We start from the raw sequence: 14,929 nt of genomic DNA on the forward strand, positions 1-14,929 counted from the left end.
TCCAGTAACCATCCGCCCTCACGAATGGCCACTGACCGGCCACAGGGAGTACTGGATCCCGGTCCTGGCTGCGCCAAACCGGGATGACAACGCGGAGGCAGTCTCCCACACCTGCCCCATCCGCTTGCTTCGCCACACCCACTTTGTCATCCCCGCGAGGGCGGGGATCCAGTAACCATCCGCCCTCACGAATGGCCACTGACCGGCCACAGGGAGTACTGGATCCCGGTCCTGGCTGCGCCAAACCGGGATGACAACACTGAGGCAGTCTCCAACGCCTGCCCCAACCGCTTGCTTCACCACCCCTCTTGCCATCTCCGCGCAGGCGGGAATCCAGTAACCATCCGCCCTCGCGAATGGCCATCGACCGACATCACGGCGTACCTAATCCCGATCCCAGCTTCGCCACACCGGGGGGACACCGAACGAAAGGCGCTCTGACAGAAAATTTACCCATCGACTTCAGTCTCAAGTTATTGGAAGCTGTGGTGAATCGATTGCCTGTGGAGGTCCCGATGCGATTGCTGACGTCATTTGCCGCGCTGTTTTTCCTGCTCATTGCCCTGCCAGCCGGCGCCCAGACCTACAATGTCGAGGCCGGGCCGATCTGGAGCAATGGCGATGCGCAGGCGAAATGCCCGAATCTCTGCAGCGGGTTGGGAACGCGCTGGAGCGGCCAGTGGCATACGACGGTGCAGGGACAGATGTCGGTTTGCTCCTGCGAAAAGACCAGCTCCGGACGAAACATCGAAGCTGGGCCCATCTGGAACAATGCCGATGCGCAAAACAAATGCCCCAGCCTCTGCTCCGGCAACGGCCTCAGCTGGGGCGGCCAGTGGCACACCACCGAGCAAGGCAGCATGTCCGTCTGCGAGTGCCGCTAGCCCCTCAAAGACCGAGGGAGTGACGGCGTTCTACTTGGTGCAGCCGTTGACGTCGGCAGCGCAGTATAACCCATCTGAAGAATTGCCGCAGCAATAGAGGAAACCGGGCGAGTCGCAATAGTATTCGGACGATCCGCAACGGCCGGCAACCCGGATCAACGGCCCCTTGTCGGTTGAAGAACCCGGCAGATCGACCGCACCGGACAGGCGCGGTGACATGTTCGGCATTGGCGGAACCGCGAGCTCTCGGTCGAGGCTGGCCAGAACAATCTTCGCCGCTCTCAGGTCCGGCTGATGTGTCAGGTCCAGCGGATCTGCACTGGCGGGAGAAGCTGCGTAAAACAGACCCGCCATCAGCGTAATTTTAACAATAGATCTCAGTCTCATCTTTCGCCTCCTCCGCGCAAGATGCCGTATGTTTCACTTTGAACTGATAGAACCAATTATAGCACGAAACAGAAATGCCGAATATTCAGCAAACTACGCAGCACGTATAAGATTTACGGATCCAAACAACAGCTTTACGTGGGTCCGCCGATCTTCAATGCCCCTCTGACGGGCCCATAAGGGGGCACACACAAACTCCTGCGACTGGCCCGCAGCACCTGTCTCTGGCGGACATTTTTTCGGATCAACGTCCCTCTCCAAGACCGACTTCCTGACAACCTTGTGTCAGGAGACTGACAGGAAGTGGCAAAAAGCGGAACAAACCCGCAACCACCCCCTTTCCTCACGCGCGGAACCGAACCATATTGCGCCCATGAGCAAGCGCCCGACCAAATCCTCCTCCGACGACACGACATCTGCTGACGGCTTCGGCGAAGCGCCGCAAAAGCCGTTTTCGGGTGCGCCGCTGTCCGGGTCGATCAGCGATTGGGCAGCCGAGATATCGCAAGAGGCGGACAAACCGGAACCAAAGAAGGCCCCATCCCGGAACGCTGGTGAGGGAAAAAAGGATCCGGGCGACGACGCGCCCACACGCAAGCCAGGCCGCAAGGCCGGTGCGACCGCGAGCGCGAAAAAGGAAAAGCCGACCAAGTCGTCGCGCGGAACCTCCATCGGCAAGGCCGACAGCGCGCGCGAACGCGCTGCAGGTGGCCTCAACCCCGTGGCTGGTCTCGACATGTCTCTGGAAGAGGCCGAAAGCCTCGAAAAGCAGCTCAAGCAGCACCAGAAAGACAACAAGAAAAAGAAAAACAAGGAAAGCAAATACGGCGAGCTGACCGGCAATCAGGGTGCCACCGCGACGGTCGAGGCGCTGTCCGCGCTGATCGAAAGCGGCAACCCCCTGCACAAGAACGGCGAGCTCTGGGTGCCGCACCGGCCCGAGCGCCCGGAGAAATCCGAAGGTGGTGTGCCGATCGTGCTGAAGTCGGCCTATGAGCCCAAGGGCGACCAGCCGACTGCCATCGCAGATCTTGTCGAAGGCATGGAGAACGCCGAACAGACCCAGGTTCTGCTCGGCGTGACCGGCTCGGGCAAGACCTACACAATGGCGCAGGTGATTTCCCGCACCCAGCGTCCGGCGCTGATCCTGGCCCCCAACAAGACGCTGGCGGCTCAGCTCTACGGCGAGTTCAAGTCCTTCTTCCCGGACAACGCGGTCGAATATTTCGTTTCCTACTACGACTACTACCAGCCGGAAGCCTATGTTCCGCGCACGGATACCTACATCGAGAAGGAAAGCTCGATCAACGAGCAGATCGACCGGATGCGCCACTCCGCCACCCGTTCGCTGCTGGAGCGCGACGACGTCATCATCGTCGCCTCGGTGTCCTGTATCTACGGTATCGGCTCGGTCGAGACCTACACGGCCATGACCTTCGCCATCGAGGTTGGCGAGCGCATGGACCAGCGCCAGTTGATTGCCGATCTGGTGGCCCTGCAGTACAAGCGCAACGACGCCGCCTTCCAGCGCGGCACTTTCCGGGTGCGTGGCGACACCATCGAACTGTTCCCGGCCCACTATGAGGACACCGCCTGGCGCATTTCCATGTTCGGCGACGAGATCGAGTCGATCACCGAGTTCGACCCGCTGACGGGGCAGAAGTCGGGCGAGCTGAAAAGCGTCAAGATCTACGCCAACTCGCACTATGTCACGCCCAAGCCGACGCTTAACCAGGCGATCAAGTCGATCAAGGACGAACTCAAGCACCGGCTTGAGGAGCTGAACCAGCACGGCCGCCTGCTGGAAGCGCAACGGCTCGAACAGCGCACCATGTTCGATCTGGAAATGCTGGAGGCCACGGGCTCCTGCGCCGGGATCGAAAACTATTCGCGCTATCTCACCGGCCGCAAGCCGGGCGAGCCGCCCCCCACCCTGTTTGAATACCTGCCGGACAATGCCATCGTCTTCGCCGACGAAAGCCACGTCACCATTCCCCAGATCGGCGCCATGTACCGGGGCGACTTCCGCCGCAAGGCGACGCTGGCCGAATACGGCTTCCGCCTGCCGTCGTGCATGGACAACCGCCCGCTGCGCTTCGAGGAATGGAATGCCATGCGGCCGCAGTCCATCGCGGTGTCGGCGACCCCCGGCTCCTGGGAAATGGACCAGGCCGGTGGCGTCTTCGCCGAACAGGTCATCCGCCCGACCGGGCTGATCGATCCGCCGGTGGAAATCCGCCCGGCCACCAGCCAGGTCGACGACCTTCTGGGCGAAGTGCGCGAAGTGGCCCAGAAAGGCTACCGCACGCTGGTGACCACGCTCACCAAGCGCATGGCCGAGGATCTGACGGAATATCTGCACGAGAACGGCGTACGCGTGCGCTACATGCACTCGGACATCGACACACTGGAACGCATCGAGATCCTGCGCGACCTGCGCCTGGGCGCCTTCGATGTGCTGGTCGGCATCAACCTGCTGCGCGAAGGCCTCGACATTCCCGAGTGCGCGCTGGTGGCCATTCTGGACGCCGACAAGGAAGGCTTCCTGCGCTCCGAAACCTCGCTGATCCAGACTATCGGCCGCGCGGCGCGTAACGTCGACGGCAAGGTGATCCTCTATGCCGACAACATGACCGGCTCGATGGAACGGGCGATTGCCGAAACCAACCGGCGCCGCGAAAAGCAGCTTGCCTACAACGAAGAACACGGTATCACGCCGGAAAGCGTCCGCCGCTCCATCGGCGACATTCTGGAAAGCGTCTACGAGCAGGACCACGTCACCATCGACGCCGGTTTCGCCGAAGAAGGCGATCTCGTCGGCCACAATCTCAAGGCCCATATCGAGGATCTGGAAAAACAGATGCGCGATGCTGCTGCCGATCTCGACTTCGAGACCGCAGCCCGCCTGCGCGACGAGATCAAGCGCCTGCAGGCAACCGAACTGGCCGTCGCCGACGACGCCATGGCCCGCCAGTCCGACGTCGACGGCAAGACCGGCGGCTACAAGGGCGACCGCAAGTTCGGCGCCGGCGGCACCAAGGAAGGCGCCAGCGGCAAGAAGAAACAGACCGCCCGCGACAAGGCCCGAGCCGCCAAAGACCGCAACGCCCTGCCCGCCCCCAGCGCCAAGGTGCGCAAGAACACCCTCGACGAAATGACCGTCGGCCGCACAGAAGTCCCGCTCGGCTCGTCAGACCCGGTCAAACCGCTGGTAAGGGCAAAGATCGGCGCGGGGTCTTACGAGGACCCGGCGGAAGAGAAACGCAGCCGCGGACGACCGAAGAAGAGTGGTCGGCCGGGGCGGTAACCCGTTCCTTCAAATCTCCGGAGGGAATTGATCTTCGGTCAGCGGTTCACGGCCTGCTGGGTAGTATTGAGGAGACCGTATCCCCTCCTCCCCCGTCATTCCGGACAAGCTCAGCACAGCTGAGCGCCGATCCGGAACCCAGCGCATCAGCGCGAGTGCAGCTCGCTCCTTGGTCCCGTCTCTATAGGAAATGAGCGCGCCTTCGGCGCAGACTATGTCTGGATCCCGGATCTGCGTTCGGCCCTGCCTCACTTGTCCGGGATGACGGGTGGGTGTGGTTAGGGACAGGGAACTCTGAAGATAGGTCCGTTGAAGCCAGCCCACCGACCACAACGCCTCCTGTTACGGAGATCTGATAAAACCACCAAACCTCTCCTCCCCCCGTCATTCCGGACAAGCTCAGCACAGCTGGGCACAGATCCGGAACCCAGCACATCAGCGCGAGCACAGCTCGCTCCTAAGCCTCCTTCTTGAGAAAAAGCGCGCCTACGGCGCAGACTATGTCTGGATCCCGGATCTGCGTTCGACCCTGCCTCACTTGTCCGGGATGACGGGTGGGCGTGGCTTGGGACAGGGAACTCTGACGATGGGTCCGTTGACGAAGCCAGCTCACCGACCACAACGCCTCCCTCCTATTGCGGAGGCCTACATAAGCCGCCAAGCCCCTCCTCCCCTCGTCATTCCGGACAAGCTCAGCGCAGCTGAGCGCCGATCCGGAACCCAGCGCATCAGCGCGAGCACAGCTCGCTCCCTGGTCCGCTTCTCCCTAAGAAATGAGCGCGCCCTCGGCGCAGAATATGTCTGGTTCCCGGATCTGCGTTCGGCCATGCCTCACTTGTCCGGGATGACGGGTGGGTGGGGTTGAGGTTCCGATTGCCAGGGCCTTCGAGCTGGGCTCGCGGGAGCTTTATAACAGTACCGTTTCTGTCAGGTCCTGCCATTCGGGATTGCTTTTCTCGATGAGGTCGATCTTCCAGCTGCGCCGCCATTTCTTCAGCTTCTTTTCACGCAGGATTGCATCCTCTATCCGGTCAAAGGTTTCCGCATGGACAAGCCGAGTGACACCATAGGTCTTGGAAAATCCTTCGATCAGACCGTTTTGGTGCTCGTAGAGGCGGCGCGACAGGTTGGTGGTCACGCCGATGTAGAGCGTGCCGTTGCGGTTCGACGTGAGAATATAGACGGCGGCAGGCATGATGCGACTATTCCGTGCCTCAACGGGCCTTGCAAGCAGCAAGGTTATGCCTGCGACTTCAACATCCTTCCGGATCGGAACGCAGCTGCGCTGCGCATGTCCGGAATAACGGTGGCGAGGATGGACAGCCTTGCGTTGTCGTACTCGGCCGCGATCGAACACCTGATCGAGGTGGCCGTTTTGCCGGTGCAACGTCCATTCACTTCCCCCGTGTTCCCTTGCAGGCTAAGGTTTTGCGCAAGGCAAACCGGGGCAAGAGATATGCGGGCACTTCTAGCCATCATCGCCGCCATCGTCGGTGCAGTGGTCGGGTTCTTCGGGGCATTTATCGTTGTTTATCCGATCCTCGTAACCATCGATGGCCCCGACAGGGATGGTGGAATTGCCATGGGCGTCGGCGTGTCCGTCGCCCCGGCTCTGGCCATCATCATGGCCATCGTCTTTTTGGTGCTGGCGCTGAAGCTGATCCCCGCCAAGGCCCCACCGGAACCCGAGCCTGTTCCCGAAGACGATCCGGATGCCGCCTATTTCCAGCCGAAACCCGGTGCGCGCACCGGTCCGGATACGCAGACCATGGTCGCCATTGGCGTTGTGACGCTGATGATTATCGCAGGCGTCGTCTGGCTGACGGGCTGAGAGCCCGCCAACTCCGGGCAAGTGCAGGGTGAAGACCGAGCCCATTTCTTCGCAGAGATATGTGTGCTTCGCCGCGGTGATGGGCAAACGGCACTGGTGTCGCACGTTCGCCGGTGAGCGGGTCCCAGAACTTTGCAACACCCGGGAAGGCCAAGGTGGTTCGCCGGGTTTGGTCCTTGCCGTCATCATCCCATGGCTTGACCATGGGATCCATTCCGTTTCGCAGGCCCGTCCGAGTGGCCTCGATTGCCGAAAAGGCACGGCATGGATTGCAGGGGCCGCCCTGCAATGACGGTGGAAGTGTGTTGCTGTGAGGAGACCAGATGCCTGCCCTCCCCACCGTCATTTCCTGACCAGCGCAGCGAAGCTGAGCGACGATCCGGAACCCAGACATCAGCGCGTGCGGAGCTCGCTCAGATCCCCTTTAACAAGACGCCGGCGGCCAGCACCACCCACGAGGCAATCAGGACATAGATCGTCGAAATGCCGATGGCCGGAACGGCGACGCCGGCGAGCGGCAGGACCGCGTAGACGAAAAGAGCCAGGGAAATCAGGAATATCAGCAGTGAAGGGGCGGTCAGTCTCATGGGGAACCTCTTGAAAAATCTTGTTGGCCTGGTCGTACCGCCCGGTCAGGCAGCCGGGGTGGGCAATCAAGCTAAGAATGCCGAACCGGCCCGCTTGCCGGGCCGCACTGGCGCCGCCACATGAGCCGGACCTGTCAGGAATGTCAATGCAGGAAGATCGCAGGCGCGCGGTTCCCGACGTTCCGCTTGGTTTTGCTCCACATGGCCGGAGTGGTCTGCCCGTAAATGTCCGTTTCCTCGTCCTCCCATGGCTCGACCAAGGGATCCATGCCGTGCCGTAGCCAGATTGAAAAGCCTCGTTTGTCGAGAACACACGGCGTGGAGTGCAGGGTCGAGCCCTGCAGTGGCGGAGGCATGAATGTGTGGTGCCGAGGCGAGAATGGAGGCCTTGCTTGCCGGGCTGGCCCAGGCTCTCAGAAAACCCAGCCGGTCGTGATCCAGGTGATTTCCTGGTCGTTCACGTAGACACCAACCTGGGTGACCGCCTTTGGGTCGTCCGGGTCGGCGTAGAACCACAGGTGGGCGTCGTTGCCGTCCTGTGTCTTGAAATAATATCCGGAGCCCTCGTTCTCCGTATTGCGCAGGTCTGCCGGAGAGAATGTCTCGTCGAAACTGCCGTGGACCAGGATCGCCCCGTCACGAAGGCAGACTTCCAGCACAGGCTTGCCCTTGTCGTTGATGATCAGGCTCTTGGGGCCGGCATCGAACTCCATGTAGTCCTCGACGTCCTCCAGAGCGATCACCTTGCCGTCTGCCGGGCAGACCTCCGGCTCCGGGGCTTTTTCCAGGGGCTGTTCCAGGGTCAGCTGAACATGCACGGACAGCGTGCCTTCGGTGTAAGGGAGCTGTTTGTCGGCCGTCTTCGTGCGCACGAAATTGGTGATGTCGATCAGCGCATCACTCAGCTGCACATTTTCCCTAGCTGTCAGAACGCTGGAGAAGGCTTCCATGAACGGGCTGTTGCTTCCCTCCCCATCATACGCCCGGTGGTTCGGCTGGGCCGAGTAGATCACCATCAGGTCCTGAAGCTGATGATTGACCCGGGAAAGCCCCTTGGCGTCCGGGTCGAAGATCTTTTCCAGCGAGCGAGTGGAGGCGAAGGGATTGTCGCGGCAGGCATCGACGATCAGCAGTTTGACCTTTGCGCTCTGTGCATAGGCCGCCAGGAATTCCTCCATGCGCACGGCGCTATTTTCGAAGGTCGCCTTGTTTTCCGCGCCCGTGTCCGTGGCCAGCAGATAGTTGACGTTGGCCGCCTGCACCCCGTGGCCGGCAAAGAAGATGGCGGCGACTTCCGCATCCGCCGAGGCTGTCTGAAACTCCCGAAGCGCCTGCCGCAGATGATCGGTATCGGCATCCAGAAGCACCTGGCTGTCAAACCCCAGCGCCTTGAAGGTTCTGCCCGCCAGATCCGCATCGCGGACCGGATTGTCGAGTGGGCTGACGTTGAGATAATGCGAATTGCCGATGATCAGCGCCACCTTCTGCGCCGCGCTTGCCGGCGAAAGCATCATCAGGGACAGAATGAGGCTGGCCACAAAAGCCGGGCGGAACTTCATGAAAATCGGGCTCCCGTTGCACGAAAAGCGTGCCCGCAGAACCGGGCAGATATGCCCAACTTAACCGGCAGGCCGGCGAAGAACCACCGCTAACGCCAGGTGAACGGACTTTTCAGGCTCATGAGGCCATGCAAAACGGGCCCCGGCACAGCCGGAGCCCGATCATTATCGCCAGCGCTGTTTGCAGTGCGGGCGTCCCTGCCAAAGCAAGGCAGGCTGACTGCCGTTACTGTTTACGGGCACTCAGAAGAGGCGTGATGTTGCGGATCGTCACGCGGCGGTTGCGTTCTTCCGCGCCCTGCGTATCGACCTTCAGATAGTCCTCGCCATAGCCCTGCACGACCATGTTTTCCGGGGCCACGCCATAAAAGTCTGCCAGAATGCGGGCGACGGTTTCCGCCCGGCGGTCCGAAAGGGCCAGGTTGGAGACATCCGACCCGACCGCATCCGTATGACCTTCGATCAGCAGAACCGTTGTCGGGTCCTGTTCGATCAAGGCCTGGGAGGCACGGGCGAGATCTTCAAGTTGCGGCACCTGGCTCTGGCGCACCACTGCGCTACCGGTGTCGAAGGTGATCGTGTCCAGATCCACCCGGCGCACCTTGTCGCGCAGGCGTTCACTTTCACGGATGTCGCGCAGGGAATAGGCCTGTTCCACCTGTTCCACCGGCGGGGCGGTGAACGTCTGGTAGATATCGTCATAATTCGCCCGGCCAGCCGGCACAATGTAACGATCGCGTGGAATACCCACCTGCAGCGGCGGCAGCTCGCGGTCGTAGTTCCGGTGGTGCTGATTGTACTGGCGATTGTCGATCAGCACATATTCGCGGCCATCCGGCAGAAGACGCGAGCGGTAGAGCACATAACCGCCCTCATCGCGGATCGTGACGATCTTCACGCCATTGCGCCGGGTGACTGTTTCGCGCGTGCGGCCCCCGCGCAGGCGTTCAGCCCGGAATTCATCGTCGCCATAGCGCAGCAGGCTGCTTTCGTCCTTGCGCACGAAATATTCGCCGTCGCGCTCAACGATGATCCGGTCTCCCTGATCCTCGACCACCTTGCCGCCAAGGGCGGGGATCAGCATCCCGACCCCGACGCCAACGGCAGCCGCACCGAGCAGTTCCAGCCTGCGGTCGCGGGCTTCGTCACGGCGGCGTTCTTCCTTCGCCTTGACTTCAGCCCTTTGCGCGTCTGTGGCATCGTCCGAAACGACAGCCGCCGGTTCGTCCGCCGGCGCGGCTGCCTGGGCGTCAATCAGCTCACCCGGTTCGTCGGTCACGGTCTCATCTGCGGCGGTTGCTGCAACCGGTGCAGCGTCCGAAGAAGCATCAGGCGCCGCGAGCGTATCAGCCTGCACCGGCTCATCGGTCTTCTGCTCCGTCGTCTTTTGATCCGTGGCCTTCTGTTCCGCGTCGGTCTGCTCAGGGGCAACCTCTTCCGACGCGGGCTCCGCCACAGCGGCAGCTGCCGGTTCGGTTTCCCCGGCGCTCTTCAAGGAGCCCTCTTCGGTGGTGGTCTCTTCGGCAGCAGGTTCTTCTGCTGCAGCTGAATCGGCCTTCGTGTCCGGGCTTTGCGAAGTCTCTTCCTGCCCGGCTTCCGTGCTGGACCCGTCGTCACCGGGCTGCTCTTCCGCCGGCTGTTCAGCGGTGGAAGCTTCCGGTGCAGCATCCGTCTGTCCGGTCTGGTCCGTCTGTTCAGATGATGGCTCAACTGCAGGCTTTTCTGTGGGTGCAGCTTGTTCAGCCGGCGCTTCCGGCTTCGCATCGGGCGTGGCCGTCTCTTCAGTGTTCGTCTCTTCGGTGTTCATCTCTTCGGTGTTCTGGGGCTTTTCCGCCGGTGCAGCATCCTCAACCGGAGCGGCCGGTTTCTCGGCGGGCTTGGCTTCCTCCACGGGGGCAGCGGGCTTTGCCTCCGGCTGCGCTTCCTCGGTGTCGGCAGACTCGGCAGGTTGCGGGTCTTGTGTGGCCTCTGGAGCAACTTCCGGGGCGGGTTCTTGCGCGGCCTCTGGGGCAGCTTCCGGGGCAGTTTCAGGCGCGCTTTCAGATGCGCTTTCAGGGGCTGGTGCTTCAACCGCCCCCTCTTCAGATGCTGGTGCCGCAAGCGCTTCACCGCTGTTTGCTTCTCCGGAAGGCGCAGCCTCCTCCGACCGGCAGGCCTCCTGGTCCGGATTGGCCGCACAATCCACCGCCGTCTCCTGGGCACGGGACACACCCGGCTGCAACGGGAGACCGATGGCCAGGACAAGTGCCATGGCCGTTGAATTTCGAAGCAATCTAGACGTCATTCTTTCCATCCTCTCGCCCCCCGGCGAACTTTCCCGAACCTTCGTCGGCCAGGTGCGCTCGATGGAAAACAAGTGACGGACGCATTCGTTCCAGTCAGCGTGCGCACACAGGCGCCAAACCTGCTCTTTCCCAACAGGATACCTGTTTCCATCGTTGCCTGATTGACTTCAGGTCATAGACCGCCATGGTGGGGCAGAGACCGGCGCAGAGCCGGTACAGTCAGAGGGGGCTGACGTGACGAAAAAACTGATTGCACTCGCATCGCTATCCATGGTGCTCGCCGGACCGGCGGCCGCTGAACTCGACCGAACCGACTTCGGCGAGTGGTCGGTACGCTGCAACGAGAAGAACTACTGCATCGCCGAAACCAGCGGCAGCGGCTCCAACGGTGAAGCGTTCCGGCTCAAGGTGGAGCGCAGCGCCAAGCCAGACGCTGAGGTTTTCGTGACGCTTCGTCCCAAGACGCCTCTCGAAACCGGCCTGCGTGCCCGGATCGAAATTGAAGGCGACGAGGACAATGTCGGTTTCTTCGGCAAGGCGGCCAAGATCTACACCGGCAATGAAATGACCTTCGGCGGAGACGCCGACCGGGACCTGATCGAAAACCTGCGTCTTGGCCAGGACGCGTCGGTCCAGATCGAATATGGCGGCAGCACCGGCACGATCACCTACGAGGTCTCGCTCAACGGCATCACCCACGCACTTTTGAAAATCGACGAGGTTCAGGGCCGTATCGGCCGACAGGATGCCATCGTGGCCTGGGGTGGCCTGTCATCGGAAAAAGCCACCGGCATTGCCGCCGCACCGGCATCTGCGCCAGCCACAGCCTCGGCGTCGGCCCCGACCGAGCCTGCGCCTGCGCCTACTCCGGCGCCTGCCGAAACAGTTACTGAAGCGCCTTCAGACGATTTGCCGCCGCCGATCATGCCATCCCAGGAGACCAACAACAGCGGCATCGACAGGGGCACGCGCGGCCAGGTTTATGCGGTCAACGAGCTTCCGGACGAGGTCCAGATGATGGGCTACCGCACGCTGAATTGTCAGCTTGCGGAAACGGTGCCAGCCTTCGGCGCGCAATACTACGCGGAAGGAGACGTCGAAACCTGGGTCGTTCCCTGTCAGATGGCCGACGTCAACGTGCCTTACTACATGGCAACGCATATCCCCTTCGATCCATCCCTGGACGAGTGGAAGGAGTTCGAAACGCCCCCTGGCTTCAATCAGCCCAACCATGCTCTGGTCAACAATCTGTTTTTCGACCCGGACAGCGGCCAGGTGACGGGCACCACCTACGCTTCCCCCAACTACGATTGCGGCACCTTCGAGCGTCACGAGATCGAAGCCGAAAGCGGCAACTACACCTTGATGGAATATCTCGAAAAATCCGACTGCGACGGCATCACCGGCCCTGCCGAGGGCTGGCCGCTCAGCTGGACGATTGACGAGATGGGGGATTAAGGCCTTTGCTGGAGGGACTGAAGGTCAGCGTTCACCCGGAATGACAGCCTGATTGTTGCTGCGGGGCGAGCCTATTGCCTCTCCGGAAACAGGCCCTGAAACACCGCGCACTGGATCATGAGCACGCCGTTCATGGTCTGGGCGTTCATGTCGACGACAATTTCCGCATGGGCGGAATTGGAGCCGATGATGTTTTCCAGCTGGAGCTTGCACTCTTCGATGTCCCCGTCGGTCTCGATCACCAGGTCAGCCGGCTCGCTGGTGCCGGACTTTAATTTCAGTCTCAGAACCAACGGGTCCTCGGCGACGTATTCCCCTTCGCTGACCGCCAGTATGTCGCTGCCGGCAATCCTGTAGGTGTGGAACAGCTGATAGGCGGCTGCCGGCAGGTGGAAAAACGATACCAGGGCAAGGCCCAGCAGAAATGCTTTTTGAAAAACGCGCATGAATATCTCCGGAAAGACCGTGATCGGTCTCAAGCATTTCGTCCAATCCCGAACGCAGCGTCAACCGGTATCATCAAAACGGGTGATCAGCCCGGCGTTATGAACGCGGCACGGCTGGCAGGATGAAAAACAGAAGTATGGCAATTGCGAAAGCCGCCAGGGCCAGAAAGTAGAGCCTGGCAATGCGGCGGCGGGATGGCTCGGCCTCGACACCGAAGCTGCCGGGCGTGAACATGCGTTTCCAGAGCCCGACCCCTTTAAGCGGAGAAAGCGCGGCCTCCTCCACAAGGTTCAGCCGCTTGATGAAGAAAAGCGCGCTCACATAGCCGGCAATCATCAGGAGAAATGCCAGTGTCATGAAGGTCATGAAAACCAGATAGGCAGGTGTCATTCCCTCCTCCTCTCGCGCTGTGGACCCGGCCAGTTGTCAGCCTACGCGGGCCCCACGCGGCGTTGTAAACCGTGCCCAGATATTAACCATAGGTTCAAATCCATTAAAATGCCGGGGATATCTGTCTTTTGAGGTTAACACTTCACACTGTATTCTGGGTTCAAGTTGCCCTGAGTCGTTGAAACTGCCAGCGCTTGTGGGTTAATATTGAGTTAAGAATTTGCGTATCTTTCGCCGGGCGGCGCCGGCGGGACAGTCAGGAGACAGGAATGGGCATTTTCTCGAAATCCTCGCGCCCCGGCAGTGACCGGGAGCAGCGGGTCGAGACCGGGACAGAGGCAAGCGACATTCAGGAAATCGTACAGGTTTCCGAAATGAGCAACGTTGAGCATCTTTCGCCTTTTGCCCTGAAGATGCAGGAGAAGATGAACCATCTGGACGTGCTCAAGTCCCGGGTCGGCGGTCTCAACCAGACCTTCGAGCAGATGGCCGCCTTCGCCGCAGAAAGCCAGACGTCTATCCGCATGATGGCCGAGTACCTCGAAGGCTCCCGCACAAGCGTGGAGACCGAGGTCCGCCTGAAGTCCGAAAACGCCAAGATCTCCACCGATCTTCTCGATGCCGAACACATGGTCAGGACACTGACCACGCAGCTGGAGGATGCACAGGCCGAGGTGCACTCGCTGCGCAAGCGCGCGACCGAAACCCGCACCGCGCTGGAGACTGCCCGCAACGACATCGTCTCCATCCGCGACAACAACAAGAAGGTCAACGAGGAATACCGGCTGCAGAGTGCCAAGCTGGTCGAAGCCAACTCCCAGGTCTCGGACCTCACAGGCAAGCTCACTGACCTGCAGGCGAAGTTCGATACGCTGGAAAAACACTCCGAAAGCCTCGGCTCCGATCTGGAAGCGGTCCGCCATCGGGAAAAGGAACTGCAGCAGAATCTGTCCGAAAGCGCCAAGCTTCTGGAAGACGAAGTTCGCAAGAACAACCAGGTCACCAGCGAACTGGAATCGGTCAAGCGCGAACTGGTCGAGTTCCGCAACGACAACATCGACCTCAAGTCTCATCTGGACGTTGCCAATCAGGAACAGGCCTACGCCAAGAGCCGGCTTGAGGAAGAACAGCGCAAGCATGACAACGAGGTCTATGCGCTGAATGCGGAAATCGAGAACCTCTCGTCCCAGCGCCGCATCGGCGCTCAGTCGCTGCAGGAAATGGCGCGTGAAAATTCCACGCTGAAGGAGCGCAGCCGCGATCTTCTCAAGCGCATGCAGGAAATCGAACACCTGCTCGACAGCGCGCAGAAGAACCACGAAAAAGACCGCAACGAGCTTATGGCAACTTCCGCCAAGCTGCGTGAAGTGAACCTGCGGTACAATTCGGCTCTGACGGATCTGAACCACCAGCGCAACCAGAACAAGAAATATGCCGACAACCTGGAAGACCTGATCGAAGAGAACAAGCGTCTCCAGCGCTACAAGATCCAGGTCGATACCGCCAACGAGCAGATCGTGCAGCTGAAGTCGGTCATCGCGAACTATCAGATGGCAATGGAAGGTCGCGGCCCGGCGGAAGAACTCGGGTTGACCGAAGGCTACGACCCTGCCGCTGAGCTGGGGATCACCGAGCCCATGACAAGCGCAAGCGAGCCGTCGAAGAATGATGACGCCGGTTCCGACGACGACGGACCGGACGGCAACACCCCGGGCGGCGGTGACGACAAGATCGTCAAGCTGCGCGACTGACGCGGGACGGCGATTTCCATCGCCTCCCTTCCGCAAGAAATTG

The 14,929-nt window shown here is 60.9% G+C and carries 13 protein-coding genes; 5 read left to right on the forward strand and 8 right to left on the reverse strand.

Annotation, left to right across the window (positions count from 1 at the left end; all coding sequences use genetic code 11):
• Positions 1–515: 515 nt before the first annotated feature.
• The gene (locus AC2A6O_RS04505) at positions 516–884 is read left to right on the forward strand and encodes a mannan-binding lectin (protein WP_498925922.1); all 369 of its coding nucleotides are present in this window, start codon (positions 516–518) and stop codon (positions 882–884) included.
• A gap of 30 nt (positions 885–914) precedes the next feature.
• On the opposite strand, the gene AC2A6O_RS04510 is transcribed toward AC2A6O_RS04505, so the two are convergent.
• The gene (locus tag AC2A6O_RS04510; RefSeq protein ID WP_498925923.1) at positions 915–1,271 is read right to left on the reverse strand and encodes a hypothetical protein; all 357 of its coding nucleotides are present in this window, start codon (positions 1,269–1,271) and stop codon (positions 915–917) included.
• Between the two features lie 373 nt (positions 1,272–1,644).
• On the opposite strand from AC2A6O_RS04510, the gene uvrB reads away from it, so the two are divergent.
• Positions 1,645–4,578, forward strand: a complete 2,934-nt coding sequence (uvrB, locus tag AC2A6O_RS04515) for an excinuclease ABC subunit UvrB (RefSeq protein WP_498925924.1) — start codon at positions 1,645–1,647, stop codon at positions 4,576–4,578.
• Positions 4,579–5,485: 907 nt separating this feature from the next.
• On the opposite strand, the gene AC2A6O_RS04520 is transcribed toward uvrB, so the two are convergent.
• Positions 5,486–5,773 (reverse strand): GIY-YIG nuclease family protein, encoded by a 288-nt coding sequence (locus AC2A6O_RS04520; protein ID WP_498925925.1) that lies wholly within the window; start codon positions 5,771–5,773, stop codon positions 5,486–5,488.
• 261 nt (positions 5,774–6,034) lie between these two features.
• Between AC2A6O_RS04520 and AC2A6O_RS04525 the strand changes: the two genes are divergently transcribed.
• Positions 6,035–6,409: a hypothetical protein gene (locus tag AC2A6O_RS04525; protein ID WP_498925926.1), complete on the forward strand. Its 375-nt coding sequence runs from the start codon at positions 6,035–6,037 to the stop codon at positions 6,407–6,409.
• A 413-nt stretch (positions 6,410–6,822) separates the two neighbouring features.
• Here the strand turns inward: AC2A6O_RS04525 and AC2A6O_RS04530 are convergent, their stop codons facing one another.
• From AC2A6O_RS04530 to AC2A6O_RS04545, 4 genes are all read right to left on the reverse strand, one after another.
• Positions 6,823–6,996, reverse strand: a complete 174-nt coding sequence (locus AC2A6O_RS04530) for a hypothetical protein (protein WP_498925927.1) — start codon at positions 6,994–6,996, stop codon at positions 6,823–6,825.
• Positions 6,997–7,139: 143 nt separating this feature from the next.
• Positions 7,140–7,352, reverse strand: a complete 213-nt coding sequence (locus tag AC2A6O_RS04535; protein WP_498925928.1) for a hypothetical protein — start codon at positions 7,350–7,352, stop codon at positions 7,140–7,142.
• A 57-nt stretch (positions 7,353–7,409) separates the two neighbouring features.
• Entirely contained in the window at positions 7,410–8,555 is a 1,146-nt protein-coding gene (locus AC2A6O_RS04540) for a caspase family protein (RefSeq protein WP_498925930.1), read from the reverse strand.
• A 226-nt stretch (positions 8,556–8,781) separates the two neighbouring features.
• On the reverse strand, positions 8,782–10,806 hold the full coding sequence (locus tag AC2A6O_RS04545; RefSeq protein WP_498925931.1) for an OmpA family protein: 2,025 nt from the start codon (positions 10,804–10,806) through the stop codon (positions 8,782–8,784).
• A 268-nt stretch (positions 10,807–11,074) separates the two neighbouring features.
• Between AC2A6O_RS04545 and AC2A6O_RS04550 the strand changes: the two genes are divergently transcribed.
• Positions 11,075–12,298 carry a DUF1176 domain-containing protein gene (locus tag AC2A6O_RS04550; RefSeq protein WP_498925932.1) on the forward strand — a complete coding sequence of 408 codons (1,224 nt, stop codon included), beginning with the start codon at positions 11,075–11,077 and terminating at the stop codon, positions 12,296–12,298.
• A 71-nt stretch (positions 12,299–12,369) separates the two neighbouring features.
• Here the strand turns inward: AC2A6O_RS04550 and AC2A6O_RS04555 are convergent, their stop codons facing one another.
• Positions 12,370–12,744 (reverse strand): hypothetical protein, encoded by a 375-nt coding sequence (locus tag AC2A6O_RS04555; protein ID WP_498925933.1) that lies wholly within the window; start codon positions 12,742–12,744, stop codon positions 12,370–12,372.
• A 97-nt stretch (positions 12,745–12,841) separates the two neighbouring features.
• Positions 12,842–13,135, reverse strand: a complete 294-nt coding sequence (locus tag AC2A6O_RS04560; RefSeq protein WP_498925934.1) for a hypothetical protein — start codon at positions 13,133–13,135, stop codon at positions 12,842–12,844.
• 269 nt (positions 13,136–13,404) lie between these two features.
• Here AC2A6O_RS04560 and AC2A6O_RS04565 point away from each other — a divergent pair, with 269 nt between their 5' ends.
• On the forward strand, positions 13,405–14,886 hold the full coding sequence (locus tag AC2A6O_RS04565) for a coiled-coil domain-containing protein (protein ID WP_148585858.1): 1,482 nt from the start codon (positions 13,405–13,407) through the stop codon (positions 14,884–14,886).
• Positions 14,887–14,929: the final 43 nt, after the last annotated feature.

It is taken from the genome of Labrenzia sp. ATLA3 (genome assembly GCF_057180185.1).

Excerpts from the sequence above, each read along its gene's own strand:
- AC2A6O_RS04505 (WP_498925922.1), top strand. The coding sequence starts at position 516 with ATGCGATTGCTGACGTCATTTGCCGCGCTGTTTTTCCTGCTCATTGCC.
- AC2A6O_RS04510 (WP_498925923.1), bottom strand. The coding sequence starts at position 1,271 with ATGAGACTGAGATCTATTGTTAAAATTACGCTGATGGCGGGTCTGTTT.
- uvrB (WP_498925924.1), top strand. The coding sequence starts at position 1,645 with ATGAGCAAGCGCCCGACCAAATCCTCCTCCGACGACACGACATCTGCT.
- AC2A6O_RS04520 (WP_498925925.1), bottom strand. The coding sequence starts at position 5,773 with ATGCCTGCCGCCGTCTATATTCTCACGTCGAACCGCAACGGCACGCTC.
- AC2A6O_RS04525 (WP_498925926.1), top strand. The coding sequence starts at position 6,035 with ATGCGGGCACTTCTAGCCATCATCGCCGCCATCGTCGGTGCAGTGGTC.
- AC2A6O_RS04530 (WP_498925927.1), bottom strand. The coding sequence starts at position 6,996 with ATGAGACTGACCGCCCCTTCACTGCTGATATTCCTGATTTCCCTGGCT.
- AC2A6O_RS04535 (WP_498925928.1), bottom strand. The coding sequence starts at position 7,352 with ATGCCTCCGCCACTGCAGGGCTCGACCCTGCACTCCACGCCGTGTGTT.
- AC2A6O_RS04540 (WP_498925930.1), bottom strand. The coding sequence starts at position 8,555 with ATGAAGTTCCGCCCGGCTTTTGTGGCCAGCCTCATTCTGTCCCTGATG.
- AC2A6O_RS04545 (WP_498925931.1), bottom strand. The coding sequence starts at position 10,806 with ATGGCACTTGTCCTGGCCATCGGTCTCCCGTTGCAGCCGGGTGTGTCC.
- AC2A6O_RS04555 (WP_498925933.1), bottom strand. The coding sequence starts at position 12,744 with ATGCGCGTTTTTCAAAAAGCATTTCTGCTGGGCCTTGCCCTGGTATCG.
- AC2A6O_RS04560 (WP_498925934.1), bottom strand. The coding sequence starts at position 13,135 with ATGACACCTGCCTATCTGGTTTTCATGACCTTCATGACACTGGCATTT.
- AC2A6O_RS04565 (WP_148585858.1), top strand. The coding sequence starts at position 13,405 with ATGGGCATTTTCTCGAAATCCTCGCGCCCCGGCAGTGACCGGGAGCAG.